Consider the following 14,950-nt stretch of genomic DNA (forward strand, 5'->3'; position numbering starts at 1 on the left):
GGCGGCGCGCGGCGCCGTCGCCACCCGGGAGCCGGGGGTCCGCCGTCCGCCGGCCACGCCGGCGCTCCGCAGCCGGCCGCGCGGCCGGCTGCGCCGGTTCCTCACCCGGTGGGGATGGCGGGCCTACGCCATCCCGCTGTTGACCCTGGCCACCGTGCTCACCCTGGTCGACCTGGTCGTCGGCCTCGACCCGACGACCCCCACGACGACGACGGGCACCGCCGCCTCGTCCGCGCCCCCGACCACCCCGGCGAGCACCCCGCCCGCCGCGGCGGAGTCCCCGGCGTCGGCCGAGATCGACGCCGCACCCACCGAGACCGGTCCGCCGCCGCAGGGGTCGCCGACCTTCGTGCAGCAGGGGGTGGGCACCGTGAGCGTCGTGCCGGGCAACTCCGCCGTGTACGGCAGCGGCCCCCTGCACCGCTTCGTGGTCGAGGTGGAGGACGGCATCGGCGTGGACGCCGCCGCCTTCGCCGGCGCTGTAGAGGCCACGCTCGGCGATCCCCGGTCGTGGGGCAACGGCGGGCGGATGTCGTTCCAGCGGGTCGGCGTCGACGAGGCCGCGGCGGGCACCTACGAGTTCAAGGTCACCCTGATCAGCCCGCTGAACATGGAGACCTACTGCCCCGGGGTCGGCACCGGCGGCTACACCTCCTGCCGCTACGGCGACCGCGCGGTCATCAACCTGGCCCGCTGGGAGACCGCCGTCCCCGACTACCAGGGCGACGTCCCGACCTACCGCCAGTACGTGGTCAACCACGAGGTCGGGCACGCGCTCGGCAACGGGCACCGCAGCTGCCCCGGGATCGGCCAGCTCGCGCCGGTCATGCAGCAGCAGACCCTCGGCCTCGACGGCTGCGCCAAGAACGCCTGGCCGTATCCCTGACGCGGGCCGACGGTGTGCGCTGGGGCGCAGTTCCTGGCGACGGAACTGCGCGTCAGCGCACACCGATGCCCGAGGAGGACCGCCCGGCTCGGGAATCAGGGGCGCGTGTCAGGGTGTTGCTCCGTCGAACGTCGACCCCACGCGGGTCGCTGTCGAGGAACTGAGGAGCAACCTGTGTCCCTGCCACCCCTGGTGGAGCCTGCCGACGAGCTCTCGATCGACGAGGTCCGCCGGTACAGCCGGCACCTGATCATCCCGGACGTCGGGATGGACGGGCAGAAGCGGCTGAAGAACGCCAAGGTGCTGGCCGTCGGTGCCGGCGGTCTCGGCTCGCCCGTGCTCATGTACCTGGCCGCGGCCGGTGTCGGCACGCTGGGCATCGTCGAGTTCGACACCGTCGACGAGTCCAACCTGCAGCGCCAGATCATCCACGGACAGTCCGACGTCGGCCGGTCCAAGGCCGAGAGCGCGCGGGACTCGATCAAGGAGATCAACCCGCTGGTCGACGTCCGGCTGCACGAGACGCGGCTGGACAGCGACAACGTGATGGAGATCTTCAGCCAGTACGACCTCATCGTCGACGGCACCGACAACTTCGCCACGCGCTACCTGGTCAACGACGCGTGCGTGCTGCTCAACAAGCCCTACGTGTGGGGCTCGATCTACCGCTTCGACGGCCAGGTCTCGGTCTTCTGGAACGAGCACGGCCCCAACTACCGCGACCTCTACCCGGTGCCCCCGCCGCCCGGCATGGTGCCCAGCTGCGCCGAGGGCGGCGTGCTCGGCGTGCTCTGCGCGACGATCGGCGCCATCCAGGCCACCGAGGCGGTCAAGCTGCTCACCGGCATCGGCGAGACGCTGCTCGGCCGGCTCATGGTCTACGACGCCCTGGAGATGACCTTCCGCACCATCAAGGTGCGCAAGGACCCGGAGGCCGAGCCGATCACCGGGCTCATCGACTACGAGACCTTCTGCGGCGTCGTGTCGGTCGAGGCCCAGGAGGCCGCCGCCGGCTCGACGATCACCGTCGACGAGCTCAAGGACATGATGGATGCCGGCAAGGACTTCGAGCTGATCGACGTCCGTGAGCCGAACGAGTACGAGATCGTCTCGATCCCGGGCGCGACGCTCATCCCCAAGGACGAGATCCTCTCCGGCCGGGCGCTGTCGCAGCTGCCCCAGGACAAGCCGATCGTGCTGCACTGCAAGACCGGCGTCCGCTCCGCCGAGGTGCTCGCCGCGATCAAGAACGCCGGCTTCTCCGACGCCGTCCACGTCCAGGGCGGCGTGACGGCGTGGGCCACGCGGATCGACAAGGCGCTGCCCACCTACTGAGCGAGGACCCCGCTGCTCGCGAGCTCCGCGGCGGGACCCCGCAGCGGGCCGTTGCACCACCTCGCAGGGCCCGGGTCGTCCCCCCGCTGGGGCGGCCCGGGCCCTCGCGCTGTCTACTGACTGCGTGTCCGACTTCTCGGCTGCAGAACTGCTCGAGCTCTACCAGCGGGCGCAGGCCTCGTTCACCGACCGGGTCGACGCGGTCAAGCCCGATCAGTGGGAGGACCCGGCCCTGCCGGGGTGGACCGTCGCCGACCTCGTGGCCCACCTGGTCGACGAGGCGCTCTGGGTGCCGCCGCTGCTGGCCGGCGAGCCGCACGACCTGATCGACGGCCGGTTCCCGGACGCGACCCAGGACCTGCTCGGGGACGATCCGCTGGCCGGCTGGGAGACCGCCGCCGACGCCGCGCTCACCGCGTTCGCCGCGGACCGCGCCCTGCTGCACACGGTGCACCTGTCCCGCGGGCCGACGTCCGCGGCCGTCTACATCGAGGAGCTGACCGCCGACCTGACCGTGCACTCCTGGGATCTCGCCCGCGCCACGGGCGGGGACGCCGACCTGGACCCCGTGCTGGTCACCGCGGGCCTGGTCGTCGCCGGGCGGCTGCCGGCCGACGGCGTGCCGGGGCTGTTCGCCCCGCCGCTGGACGTGCCGCCCACCGCCTCGCCGCAGAGCCGGCTGCTGGCCCGCCTCGGCCGCCGGGGCTGAGCCGCGCCCGGCACCCGCGGTTTCCCGCTGGACGGGCACCGGGCGCTCTAGTCTGCGTGCGCTCGTTTCCCAGCAGGAGAGGTGTCATCGATGAGTCAGCCCCCTTCGGGCCAGGATCCCTACGGCCCCGGCGGGCCGGGGCAGCCACCCGGGCAGGGCGGCTGGGGACAGCCGCAGGGCGGCCAGCCGGGGCAGGGCGGCTGGGGACAGCCACAGGGCGGCCAGCCGGGCCCGCAGCCCGGTCCGTACGGCCAGCCGGGGCAGCAGCCCGGCCCCTACGGCCAGCCGGGCCCGTACGGCCAGCCGGGGCAGCCCGGCCCCTACGGCCAGCCGGGCCCGTACGGCCAGCCGGGGCAGCCCGGTCCCTACGGGCAGCCGGAGCAGTACGGCCAGCCGGGCGCCTACGGCCAGCCGGGTCAGTACGGCCAGCCGGGCCAGCAGCCGGGCAAGGGCAAGCGGGGTCTGGTCATCGGGGTCGCCGCCGCCCTGGTCGCCGCCATCGCGGTCGCCGCCATCCTCTTCTTCACCCTGGGCGGCGACGACGACACCGACACCGCCGCGAGCAGCTCCACCTCCGCGAGCTCGTCGTCCAGCTCGTCGTCGTCCAGCTCGTCGTCGTCCAGCTCGTCGACGAGCAGCTCCGCCCCGTCGAACGCCCCGGCGCCCGGCGGTGACCTGCTCGCGATCCTGCCGACGGAGATGACCGGCTGCGCCGAGGACGACCCCGGCTCCGACGGCGCCACCGCGCACGCGGTGTGCGGCCCGAGTGCCACCCAGCCGGGCCCCGCCGCCGGCGGGTTCTGGCTGTACCCGGACCAGCAGGCGATGGAGACGGTGTTCTTCACCGACGTCACCCCCCTCGGCCTCGCCGAGCTCCCCGAGGGGCAGGACTGCAGCACCGGGCCCGGGATCCAGGCCTGGACCACCTCGTCCAACGCCGGCCTCGCCGCCTGCTGGATCGATACGGAGGAGGGGGCGGTCAACATCCTCTGGACCGACGACAACGCGCTCGTCGAGGGTCTGGTCAGCGCCCCGGGAACGACCCAGGCCGACCTCGGCGCCCTCTACACGTGGTGGACCGCGAACAGCGACTACCAGCTGTGACCTCGCCGGAGGCGCCCGGAGGACAGTCGTCCCCGGGCGCCTCCGCGCATCCGGAGGACGTCGACGAGGCGGTGTTCGACGCCGTCGAGCGCATCCCGCCCGGCCGGGTGAGCACGTACGGCGCCATCGGTCGGCTGGTCGGCGTCGGGCCCCGCCGGGTGGCGCGGGCGCTGTCGCAGGGCGGGGGAGCGGTCCCCTGGTACCGCGTCGTGCGCGCCGACGGCTCGGTCGCCGAGCCCGTGCGCGTCCGCCAGCTCGAGCTGCTGGCCACCGAGGGCGTCCCGGTGCGCGACGGCCGGGTCGACCTGGCCGCCGTCGGCTGGCCCTGATTTCCACCACACGCGCCCCACCTGTTCCGAGCCTGTCGGTCACCCGTGGTGTCATCGAGGGGTGGCGGCACTGCGGGGGGCGGACGGTGCGCCGGTCTACCGGCTCGTGCAGACCGACCCGGCACCCCTGGCGCCACCCCGGCTGGACCCCACGCAGCAGGCCGTCGTCGACCACGCCGGCGGGCCGCTGCTGGTGCTGGCCGGCCCCGGCACCGGAAAGACGACGACGATCGTCGAGGCGGTCGCCGCGCGCATCGACCGCGGCGTCGACCCCGAGCAGATCCTCGTGCTCACCTTCAGCCGGAAGGCCGCGGCCGAGCTGCGCACCCGCATCACGGCCCGCGTGGCCCGCACCATCCGCGAGCCGCTGGCCCGCACCTTCCACTCGTACGCGTACGGCGTGCTGCGCCGGGCCGCCCTGCTGCGCGGTGAGCCGCCGCCCCGGCTGCTGACCGCCGCCGAGCAGGACGCCGTCGTCGCCTCGCTGCTGCGCGGCGACGTCGAGGAGGAGGGTGCGGTCCGCTGGCCGCCGTCCCTCGGCCCGGCGCTGGCCACCGCCGGCTTCCGCACGGAGCTGCGCGAGCTGCTGCTGCGCGCCACCGAGCGCGGCGTGGACGCCGACCAGATGGCCGCGTGGGGGCGGGAGCTGGGGCACGAGGCCTGGGTGCACGCGGCGGCCTTCCAGGAGCAGTACGAGGCCGTGACGGCGTTCGCCACCGCCGGCCGCGGTGACGCCTCCGGGTACGACCCGGCCGAGCTGGTCCGCGAGGCCATCGCCGAGCTGGCCGGTGACCCCGAGCTGCTGCGCCAGGAGCGCGAGCGGGCCCGCTGGCTGTTCGTCGACGAGTACCAGGACACCGACCCCGCCCAGGTGGAGCTGCTCGAGCTGCTCGCCGGCGGCGGCGGGGACCTCGTCGCCGTCGGCGACCCCGACCAGGCCATCTACGCCTTCCGCGGAGCCGAGCCGCGCGGCATCGTCGAGTTCCCCGAGCGGTTCCGGCACGCCGACGGCCGCCGTGCCGACCGGCTCTCCCTCGGCGTGTGCCGGCGCTCCGGCGCGGAGCTGCTGCGGATCAGCCGGAAGGTGGCCGAGGGGCTGCCCGGGCCCTGGGAGCACCGCGGGCTGCGCCCGGTCGAGGGCACCGACGACGGCGCCGCGGAGGTGCACGTCTTCGGGGCGGCCGCCGTCGAGGCCGCCTACCTCGCCGACGTGCTGCGCCGCGCCCACCTGCTCGACCGGGTGCCGTGGTCGCGGATGGCCGTCGTCGTCCGGACGGCGGCCGCGCTGGGGCCGCTGCGCCGTGCGCTGACCTCGGCCGGGGTCCCCGCGGCGATCTCCGCTGACGACCTGCCGCTGGCCGCGCAGCCGGCCGTCGCCCCGTTCCTCGGCGCGCTCGCCGCGCTGCTCCCCGGCGACGACGGGGAGCCCGCGGGGCTCGACGAGCCTGCGGCCGAGGCGCTGCTGGCCTCCCCGCTGGGCGGCGCCACGGTGCTCGACCTGCGCCGGCTGCGCCGCGCGGTCCGCATCGCGCTGGCCGAGCAGGGCGTGGACGCCGCCGAGCGCGGCACCCCGCTGGCGGTCGCGCTGACCGACGAGCTGCTGCTCGACACGCTGGACGAGCACGTGGCCCGCCCGGCCCTCCGGGTCGCCGGCGTGCTGGCCGCCGGCCGGGTGGCGCTGGCCTCCGACGGCACCGCCGAGGACGTGCTGTGGGCGATGTGGCAGCGCAGCGGGCTGGCCGGCCGGTGGGCGCGGGCCAGTGCCGGCGGTGGCGCCGCCGGCGCCGTCGCCGACCGCGACCTGGACGCCGTCGTCGCGCTGTTCGACGCCGCCGCCGGCTTCGTCGACCGGCTGCCCTCGGCCGACGTCCGGGCCTTCGTCGGGCACCTGTCGGCACAGGAGCTGCCCGGTGACACCGGCGCCGCGCGGGCGGCCACCGACGAGACCGTCCGGCTGCTCACCGCCCACGCGTCCAAGGGCCTGGAGTGGGACGTCGTCTGCGTGGCCGGCGTGCAGGAGGGGGTGTGGCCCGACCTCCGGGATCGTGGGTCCCTCCTCGGCACCGAGGCACTGGTGGAGCGCGCGGCCGGCATCGACGGGGCCGCGGTGGACCGGCGCACGCTCGCGCTGGCCGAGGAGCGGCGGCTGTTCTACGTGGCCTGCACCCGGGCCCGGAGCCGGCTGGTGGTCACCGCCGTGCAGGGCGCCCTCGACGGCGCGGAGGCCGGCGCCACCGCCTCCCGCTTCCTCGACCTGGTCGTCCCGCCGCCGGAGGACGGCCGCCCGCTCACCGAGCTGCCCCGCTCGCTGACCCTGCCCGCCCTCGTGGCCGAGCTGCGGCGGGCGGTGACCGACCCGCACACCCCGGCCGCCCGCCGGTCCGCCGCCGCGGCGGTGCTCCGCCGGCTGGCCGACGAGGGCGTGCCCGGCGCGGCGTCCCGGCACTGGTGGGGCCTGGCCCCCCTCTCCGACGACGCCCCGCTCGTGCCCGCCGAGGCGACGGTCCGGGTGCGGCCCTCGGCGATCGAGACCTTCCAGCGCTGCCCCCTGCGCTGGGTGCTCGGGGCGGTCGGCGCGGAGGCCTCCCCGGACGCCACCCGCACCGTCGGCTCGGCGGTGCACGCCGTGGCCCAGCGGGTCGCCGAGGGGCTGCCCCCGGCCGAGGCACCCGACGAGCTGGCGGTCGAGCTCGACCGGCTCGACCTCGGTCCGGGCTGGTCCGACCAGCGTCAGCGCGCCACGGCCCAGCAGATGCTCGAGCGGTTCCTCCGCTGGCACGGGGCCAACCGGCGGGAGCTGGTGGCGGCGGAGGAGGACTTCGACGTCGTCGTCGGCCGCGCGCGACTGCGCGGCCAGGTCGACCGGCTGGAGCGCGACGCCGAGGGCCGGCTGGTCGTCGTCGACCTCAAGACCGGCAGGACGGTGGCCCGCAACGTCGAGGAGCACGGGCAGCTGGCCGCCTACCAGGTCGCCGTCTCCGCCGGCGGCTTCGCCGCCCACGGCACCGTCCCCGGTGGCGCCGCCCTGCTGCAGGTCGGCAGCGGCGCCAAGGCCAAGGAGCAGCACCAGGAGCCGCTGCCGGCCGACGTGCCGCTGGAGCAGACGGTGGCCGGGGAGTTGATCACCGCGGTGGCGGAGGGGATGGGCGGCGGCGCGTTCGAGGTGCGCACCGGCCCGCACTGCCAGCGCTGCCCGGCCCGCCGCAGCTGCCCGATGCACGAGCGCGGCCGCCAGGTGACCGCGTGACCGCCGAGCAGCTGTCCTTCGACGACCTCTTCGGCGAGGAGACCGCGTCCGAGCCGGCCCCCCGGCGGCTGCTGACGCCGGCCGAGGTGGCCCTCCGGTGCGGGCTGTCCTACGCGCCGTCGGAGGAGCAGGCCCGGGTGGTCGCCGCCCCCGCCGACCGGCCGCTGGTGGTGGTCGCCGGCGCGGGCTCGGGCAAGACGGAGACGATGGCGGCCCGGGTCGCCTGGCTGATCGCCAACCGGGTCGTGGAGCCCGAGGCCGTCCTCGGCCTGACCTTCACCCGCAAGGCGGCCAGCGAGCTCAACGAGCGCGTCCAGCTGCGGCTCGGCGCGCTGGCCCGGCACCGCGACACCGACCAGGAGCTGCGCGCGCGGCTGGAGGTGGCGCAGCCCACGGTCGCCACCTACCACGGCTACGCGGCCGCGCTGGTGGCCGAGCACGGCCTGCGGATCGGCGTCGAGCCCGGCGCCGGGGTGCTCGGCCCGGCGATGTGCTGGGGCCAGGCGGCCCAGGTGGTGGCCGCCTACACCGGCGACATGGAGGACGTCCCGCTCTCGCTGCTCACCACGGTCGAGGACGTGCTCGCCCTCGCCGCGGAGATGGGCGAGCACGACGTCACACCGGCCGCGCTGCGTGCCTGGACCGCCCGGCTCGAGGCGCAGGTCGCCGGCTACCCGGACGCGCCGCGCAAGAAGGGCCCCTACAAGGACGTGCTGGACGTGCTCGCCCGGCAGCGGGCACGGGTGGCGCTGCTGCCGCTGGTCGAGGCCTTCGAGGCCCGCAAGCGCGCCGCCGGGGCGATCGACTACGCCGACCAGGTGGCCCACGCCGCGCGGATCGCGGTCAGCTCGGCCGAGGTGGGCCGCCGCGAGCGGGCCCGCTGGCAGGTGGTCCTGCTCGACGAGTACCAGGACACCAGCGTCGGCCAGCTGCGCATGCTCGAGGCGCTGTTCGGTGGGGAGACCGGTCACCCGGTGCTCGCCGTCGGCGACCCCCGCCAGTCCATCTACGGCTGGCGCGGCGCGTCCGCCGGCACCATCGAGCGGTTCACCCGCACCTTCCCGGGGGTCCGCGACCGCCGTGCCGAGCGGCTCACGCTGGCCACCAGCTGGCGCAACGACGAGTCGGTGCTGGCCGTCGCGAACGCCGTCTCGGCGATGCTGCCCCCGCCGGACGTGCCGCTGCCGGACCTCGCACCGTCACCCACGGCCGCGCGGGGGTCGGTCGGCGTGGGCCTCTACGGCACCGTCGCCGAGGAGACCGCCGCGCTCGCCGACCGGCTGGCCGCCTGCTGGCACGGCACCGACCCGGTGGTCGGCCGCCGCCCCGACGGCCGTCCGCCGACCGTCGCGGTGCTGGCCCGCACCCGCAAGCAGCTCCCCGGGATCGCCGCCGCGCTGCGGGCGCGCGACCTGCCGGTCGAGGTCGTCGGCCTCGGCGGGCTGCTCGAGGTGCCCGAGGTCTCCGACGTCGTCGCCACCCTCACCGTGCTCGTCGACCCGACCGCCGGCGACGCGCTCGGCCGGCTCGTGACCGGCGCCCGCTGGCGGATCGGCCCCCGTGACCTCGCCGCCCTGGAGGCCCGCGCCCGCACGCTCGTGCACTCCCGCCGCCCCGCCCGCGAGAGCGAGGGGGGCGCGGCCGAGGCGCCGCAGGAGCGGGGCAGCATCGTCGAGGCGCTCGACGACCTCGGGGACGCCGACGCCTACTCGGCCGAGGGGTACCGGCGGCTGCGGCGGCTGGGGGCGGAGCTGGCCCACCTGCGCGGCCGGCTGGGGGAGCCGCTGCCCGACCTGGTCGACGAGGTCGCCCGCACCCTCGGCCTGGAGACGGAGCTGGCCAGCGCGCCCGAGGTCAGCCCGGCCGGCGCCCGCGCGCACCTCGATGCGCTGCACACCGTCGCCGCGCAGTTCACCGAGCTCGCCGAGCTGCCCTCGCTGCCGGCCTTCCTCGGCTACCTGCGCGACGCGGAGGAGCGGGAGCGCGGCCTGGAACCCGGGGAGGTCACCGTCAACCCCGAGGCGGTCCAGCTGCTCACCGGGCACTCGGCCAAGGGCCTGGAGTGGGACGTCGTCGCCGTCCCGGGCATGACCGTCGACCAGTTTCCGGCCAAGCCCGGCGCGAGCGACTCCTGGATCAAGGACCCCGGCGCCGTCCCGGCCGACCTGCGCACCGTCGACCGCGAGGAACTGCCCCGGCTCCGGCTGCCGGTGCCCGGCTCGGGCGACCAGGCGGTGGTCAAGGAGGCCCTCGAGCAGTACGTCGAGGACTGGAAGGCCTTCGGCACCGGCGAGGAGATCCGGCTCGGCTACGTCGCCGTCACCCGCGCCCGGCACCTGCTGCTCTGCTCGGGGAGCTGGTGGCGCGACGGGGTGAACCCGTGCGGGCCGTCGTCCCTGCTGCACACCGTCCGCGAGGCCTGCGAGGCCGGGGCCGGCACGGTCGTCCAGTGGGCGCCGGCCCCGGAGGAGGGTGCGGAGAACCCGGCGCTCGCCGAGTGGCCGGTCGGCGTGTGGCCGGCCGACCCGCTCTCGTCCGGACGCCGCCGTGCCCTGACCGCGGCGGCCGAGCTGGTCGCGGGTGCCGCTCCGCACCCCCTCGACCCCGACCTGCGGCTCGGTGAGCCCGACCCGCTGGTCGACCAGTGGGTGCGCGACGCCGACCTGCTGCTGCGCGAGCGGGCGGCCGCGGCCCGCCCGACGGTCGACGTCCCGCTGCCCTCGCACCTGTCGGTGTCGGCTCTGGTCACCCTCCGCCGCGACCCGGCCGAGCTGGCCCGCCGGCTGCGCCGCCCGATGCCTGCGGCACCGGCCCCCCAGGCCCGCCGCGGCACCGCCTTCCACACCTGGCTGGAGGAGCGGTTCGGCGCCGCCCGGCTGGTCGACCTCGACGACCTGCCCGGCTCCGGCGACGAGTTCGCCGCCCCCGACAGCGCGCTGGCCGAGCTGCAGGAGGCGTTCCTCGCCAGCGAGTGGGCCGACCGGCAGCCGGTCGAGGTCGAGGTGCCGTTCGAGACGCCGCTGGGCCCGCTGACCCTGCGCGGCCGGATCGACGCGGTGTTCGCCGACGCCGACGGCGGCTTCGAGGTCGTCGACTGGAAGACCGGCCCGCCGCCGTCGGGCGCGGAGCTGGCCGCGGCGGGGGTGCAGCTGGCGGCCTACCGGCTGGGCTGGGCGCGGCTGACCGGCGTCCCGGTGGAGCGGGTCAGCGCCGGCTTCCACCACGTCGCGGCCGGGGTCACCGTCCGCCCGGTCGACCTGCTCGACGAGGCCGGCCTGCTCGGGCTGGTCACCGGAACCAGCCGCTGAGCCTCAGCTCGAGGCGACCCGGTCGAGGATCGCGGCGGCCAGCGCGTCGGGCGCCTGCTCGGGGATCCAGTGGCTCACCTCGGGGAGCTCGACGAACCGGTAGTCGCCGGTGACGCAGCCGGCGCACCCGTCGGCGGCCGTCCGGCCGATCGCGACGTCGGCGTCGCTCCACACGAAGGTCGTCGGCACCGCCACGTGCTCCACCGGGGCGCCCGAGCTCATCGCGCGGTACCAGTTCAGCGCCGCGGTGAGGGCGCCCGGCGCCGACAGCACCGCCACGTACTCGTCGACCGCCTCGGCCGGGACGTCGCCGCCGAACATGCGCCGCAGCCGCCGGGCGCCGTCGGCCAGCAGCACCTCCTCGGCCTTGTCCTCCTGCCAGAACAGCCGGATGTAGGCCGACCGCTCCTGCTGCTCGGGGTCCGAGCGCCAGGCCGCGGTGAACGCCGTCGGGTGCGGCACGGAGACCGCGGTGAGCGAGCGCACCCGGTCGGGGTGCCAGGCGGCGAGCGCCCAGGCGACGTTGGCGCCCCAGTCGTGCCCGACGAGGTCGGCGCGGGGCACGTCCATCGCGGTCATGAGGTCCGCGGTCACCTGGGCCAGGTTCGGCAGCGCGTAGGCGCCGACCTCGGCCGGCCGTGCGCCCGGCGAGTAGCCGAGCTGGTCGACGGCGTAGGTGCGCAGCCCCGCCTCGGTCAGCCGTGGGGTGACCGCCGCCCACGACAGCGACGTCTCGGGGAACCCGTGCAGCAGCAGCGCCGGCCGGCCGTCGTCGGGCCCGTCGGCCCGGACGTCGAAGGTGAGGTCGCCGACGTCCACCCGCAGCAGCTGTCCCGCCATGACCGCGACGGTAGCCGCGCACGGGTGCCACCGCGCCCGGCGCTAGCGTCGGCGCCCGTGAGCAGCCCCGAACGCGACTTCGTCACCGCGCACCTCGACGACCTGCACGCCGACCTCGACGCCTGGCTGCGCATCCCCTCCATCTCCGCCGACCCGGTGCACGCCGCTGACGTCGCGGCCAGCGCCGAGTGGCTGGCCGGCGCGCTGCGCCGCACCGGGTTCCCGGCCGTCGAGGTCTGGCCGACCCCCGGGGCACCCGCGGTCTTCGCGGAGTGGCCCGCGGCGGAACCGGGCGCTCCGGTGGCCCTGGTCTACGGGCACCACGACGTCCAGCCGGTCGACCCCGTGGAGCTGTGGCAGCACCCGCCGTTCGAGCCCACGCGGGTCGAGGGCCCCGACGGTCCCGAGCTGCACGCGCGTGGCGCGATCGACGACAAGGGCAACGTCGCCTTCCACCTCCTCGGCATCCGCGCCCACCTCGCCGCGACCGGCCGGGACACCCCGGCGGTCACCGTCAAGCTGCTGATCGAGGGCGAGGAGGAGTCCGGCTCCCCGCACTTCGCCGACCTGCTGCGCGCGCAGGCCGACCGGCTGGCCTGCGACGTCGTCGTCGTCAGTGACACCGGGATGGCGGCGCCGGACGTGCCGAGCGCGGTGGTCGCGATGCGCGGGCTGGCCGACGCCGAGATCACGCTGCGCGGACCCGCCGTCGACCTGCACTCGGGCTCCTTCGGGGGTGGCGTCCCCAACCCGCTGCACGCGATGGCGACGCTGATCGCCGGCCTGCACGACGACCAGGGCCGGGTGACCCTGCCCGGCTTCTACGAGAAGGTGCGGCCGCTCACCGACCGCGAGCGGGAGCTGATGGCCCGGGTGCCGTTCGACGAGCAGGCCTGGCTGGCCGGGCCCGCGGCGTCCCGCGTGGCCGCCGGCGAGGCCGGGTTCAGCACGCTGGAGCGGATCGGTGCCCGGCCCACCGCCGAGGTCAACGGCATGTGGGGCGGCTACACCGGCCCCGGCCACAAGACGATCATCCCGGCCGAGGCGCACGCGAAGATCACCTTCCGGCTGGTCGCCGACCAGCACCCGGCCGACCTGGGCGACCAGGTCCGCGCCTGGGTCGCGGCCCACACCCCCGAGGGCATCGAGGCCGACGTGCACGTCCCGGCCGGCGGTGTCTCGCCGTGCGCCAGCGACCTCGACTCCCCGGCGATGGCGACCCTGATCGCCGCGATAGGGCGCGCCTTCGACCGGGATCCCGGCGACGTCCTCTTCACCCGCGAGGGCGGCAGCGGACCGGAAGCGGACCTGGTCGACGCCCTCGGGGCGCCGCTGCTGTTCCTCGGCGCCGGGCTGCCCACCGACCGCATCCACTCGCCGAACGAGCGGGTGCTCCTGCCGATGCTGTACCGCGGCGCGGAGGCGGCGGCGCACCTGTGGCGGGAGCTGGCCGCCGTGCCGTTCCCCGCCCGGCGCTGACCGGGCCGGCGGCCTCGCCGTCCTAGGGTGCAGGCGTGACGGCAGCAGGGCAGACGGGAGGCGCACCGCCGGGCTGGTACCCCGACCCGGACGGCACCCCCGGCATGGTGCGCTGGTGGGACGGCGCGACGTGGTCCGACGTCACCACACCGGTCGGCCCCGGTGTGCGGGTGCAGGCGCCCCCGGCGTCGCCCGCCGTTCCCGCCGCGCCGGAGACCGCGCCGGAGCCCTCCGCGCCGTCCCCGTCCGGGCGGCGCACCGCGTGGGTGGTCGGCCTGTCGGTCCTCGGCCTCGTGCTGGTCGTCGTCATCGCGCTGCTGGTCGGCCGCCCCTCGGCTCCGCTGGAGGACGCCGCCGGGGCCGCGGGCCCCGGTGCCACGACGCCGCCCGGGCCGACCTTCCCGCCGGGCACCGTCCGGATCGTCGACGAGCAGGCCGGCATCGCCTACCCGCACCTCGAGGGCTGGTACGAGTACAGCCTCGGCACGGTCTTCGAGACGACCTCGGTCGCCGGGCAGTTCTTCACCACGCAGGACCTCACGCCGGACGGCGGGACCTTCATCGCCCAGTGCACCTCGGGGCCGCTGGCGTCCGGGTTCGGGTACGCCGGTCCGGACAGCCTGCAGGGCACCGTCGCCCAGGTCGCCGACAGCGTGCGGGTCAACTACTACCCGCGGCCCAACGAGCGGCGGGTGCTGCGCGACGAGGCCCGCACGGTCGACGGCGCCCGGGCGCACCTGCTCGAGTTCGACCTGTCGTGGGACGTCGAGGGCTACGACGCGACGGGAGAGCGGGCCGCCCTGCTGCTCGTCGACGTCGGCCGTCCGGCGCCGGCGCTGCTCTACGTGTCCATCCCGAACACCCACGCGGAGCTGTACGGCGTGATCGACCAGGTCGTCGACGGCGTCGAGGTGCTCTGATCGCTCCTCCCGGCGCCGCGCACGGATCCGCACCGGCCCTTGACGTTCCCTTAGCGGGGCCTTGACCAGGCCGGCGACATCGTCTGCGCCATGACACGAACCCTCGCTCCCCGAGTCCTCTGGACCGCGTCGGCGGCGGCAGCCGTCGGCCTCGGTCTGCTCTCCGTCGCGGTCGTCGACGCCGACGCCGCACCCGACACCCGGCCGGCCTCGGCCACCTCGAGCCAGCCGTCCGCCCCGTCGTCGAGCAGTTCGTCGTCGAGCGACCCGTCGTCGAGCAGTTCGTCGTCGAGCGACCCGTCGTCGAGCGCCCCGGCGCCGGCGCCGCCGGCCTCCTCGGGGGGAGAGCAGGTGACCGTCGCCGGCACGGTCACCGCCACCTGCGACGGCGGCGCGCTCTCCTACGCGGGCGCTCCGGCACCCGGGTGGTGGCTGGACGACTCTCCGCGCCCCGGCGAGGTGGAGTTCGAGTACGGCTCCCAGAAGCTCGAGGTGAAGGTCACCTGCGTGGACGGGACGCCGCAGTTCTCCGTCGAGGGACCGCGCGACGACGGCCGCGGCGGCGACGACTCCCCGGCCACCACGGCGCCGTCGGCGCCGACGACCGGGCGCGGGTACGACGACTCGGACGGCCGGGTCGGCGGCGGGCACGGATCGGACGACGGCCCCGGTGACGACTCCGCCGGCCGGGTCGGCGGTGGGCACGGCTCCGACGACGGCCCCGGTGACGACTCGGGTCGCGGGCGTGGCCGCGGCCGCGGCGGCGACGACTGACGCCGCCCGCTCCGCCGTC

At 76.3% G+C, this 14,950-nt stretch carries 11 protein-coding genes; 10 read left to right on the plus strand and 1 reads right to left on the minus strand.

The genetic code is table 11. From position 1 onward, the window contains the following. The 7 genes from MY526_RS08550 to MY526_RS08580 all read left to right on the plus strand — a co-directional run. A partial coding sequence (locus MY526_RS08550; RefSeq protein WP_436703704.1) for a DUF3152 domain-containing protein occupies positions 1-886 on the plus strand: 886 nt, incomplete at its 5' end. Between the two features lie 174 nt (positions 887-1,060). Then, positions 1,061-2,221: an adenylyltransferase/sulfurtransferase MoeZ gene (gene moeZ, locus MY526_RS08555; RefSeq protein ID WP_436692837.1), complete on the plus strand. Its 1,161-nt coding sequence runs from the start codon at positions 1,061-1,063 to the stop codon at positions 2,219-2,221. Between the two features lie 124 nt (positions 2,222-2,345). Beyond that, entirely contained in the window at positions 2,346-2,930 is a 585-nt protein-coding gene (locus tag MY526_RS08560) for a TIGR03086 family metal-binding protein (RefSeq protein WP_436692835.1), read from the plus strand. A gap of 90 nt (positions 2,931-3,020) precedes the next feature. Next, entirely contained in the window at positions 3,021-4,034 is a 1,014-nt protein-coding gene (locus tag MY526_RS08565; protein ID WP_436703705.1) for a hypothetical protein, read from the plus strand. Next, on the plus strand, positions 4,031-4,363 hold the full coding sequence (locus tag MY526_RS08570) for an MGMT family protein (RefSeq protein ID WP_436692831.1): 333 nt from the start codon (positions 4,031-4,033) through the stop codon (positions 4,361-4,363). The genes MY526_RS08565 and MY526_RS08570 overlap by 4 nt, the downstream gene beginning before the upstream one ends. 61 nt (positions 4,364-4,424) lie before the next feature. After that, positions 4,425-7,610 (plus strand): ATP-dependent helicase, encoded by a 3,186-nt coding sequence (locus MY526_RS08575; RefSeq protein ID WP_436703706.1) that lies wholly within the window; start codon positions 4,425-4,427, stop codon positions 7,608-7,610. Next, a complete protein-coding gene (locus MY526_RS08580; protein ID WP_436692827.1) occupies positions 7,607-10,918 on the plus strand; it encodes an ATP-dependent helicase in 3,312 nt (1,103 codons plus the stop codon). Before MY526_RS08575 ends, MY526_RS08580 begins: the two co-directional genes overlap by 4 nt. A 3-nt stretch (positions 10,919-10,921) precedes the next feature. On the opposite strand, the gene MY526_RS08585 is transcribed toward MY526_RS08580, so the two are convergent. Further along, positions 10,922-11,758, minus strand: a complete 837-nt coding sequence (locus tag MY526_RS08585) for an alpha/beta fold hydrolase (protein WP_436703707.1) — start codon at positions 11,756-11,758, stop codon at positions 10,922-10,924. Positions 11,759-11,815: 57 nt separating this feature from the next. Here MY526_RS08585 and MY526_RS08590 point away from each other — a divergent pair, with 57 nt between their 5' ends. From MY526_RS08590 to MY526_RS08600, 3 genes are all read left to right on the plus strand, one after another. After that, positions 11,816-13,237: a M20/M25/M40 family metallo-hydrolase gene (locus MY526_RS08590; protein WP_436703708.1), complete on the plus strand. Its 1,422-nt coding sequence runs from the start codon at positions 11,816-11,818 to the stop codon at positions 13,235-13,237. Positions 13,238-13,272: 35 nt separating this feature from the next. Further along, positions 13,273-14,157: a DUF2510 domain-containing protein gene (locus tag MY526_RS08595; RefSeq protein WP_436703709.1), complete on the plus strand. Its 885-nt coding sequence runs from the start codon at positions 13,273-13,275 to the stop codon at positions 14,155-14,157. A 90-nt stretch (positions 14,158-14,247) separates the two neighbouring features. After that, positions 14,248-14,931: a hypothetical protein gene (locus MY526_RS08600; protein ID WP_436703710.1), complete on the plus strand. Its 684-nt coding sequence runs from the start codon at positions 14,248-14,250 to the stop codon at positions 14,929-14,931. The last annotated feature ends 19 nt before the right edge of the window (positions 14,932-14,950 follow it).

This window comes from Geodermatophilus sp. CPCC 205761 (assembly GCF_051383655.1).
Classification (GTDB): domain Bacteria; phylum Actinomycetota; class Actinomycetes; order Mycobacteriales; family Geodermatophilaceae; genus Geodermatophilus.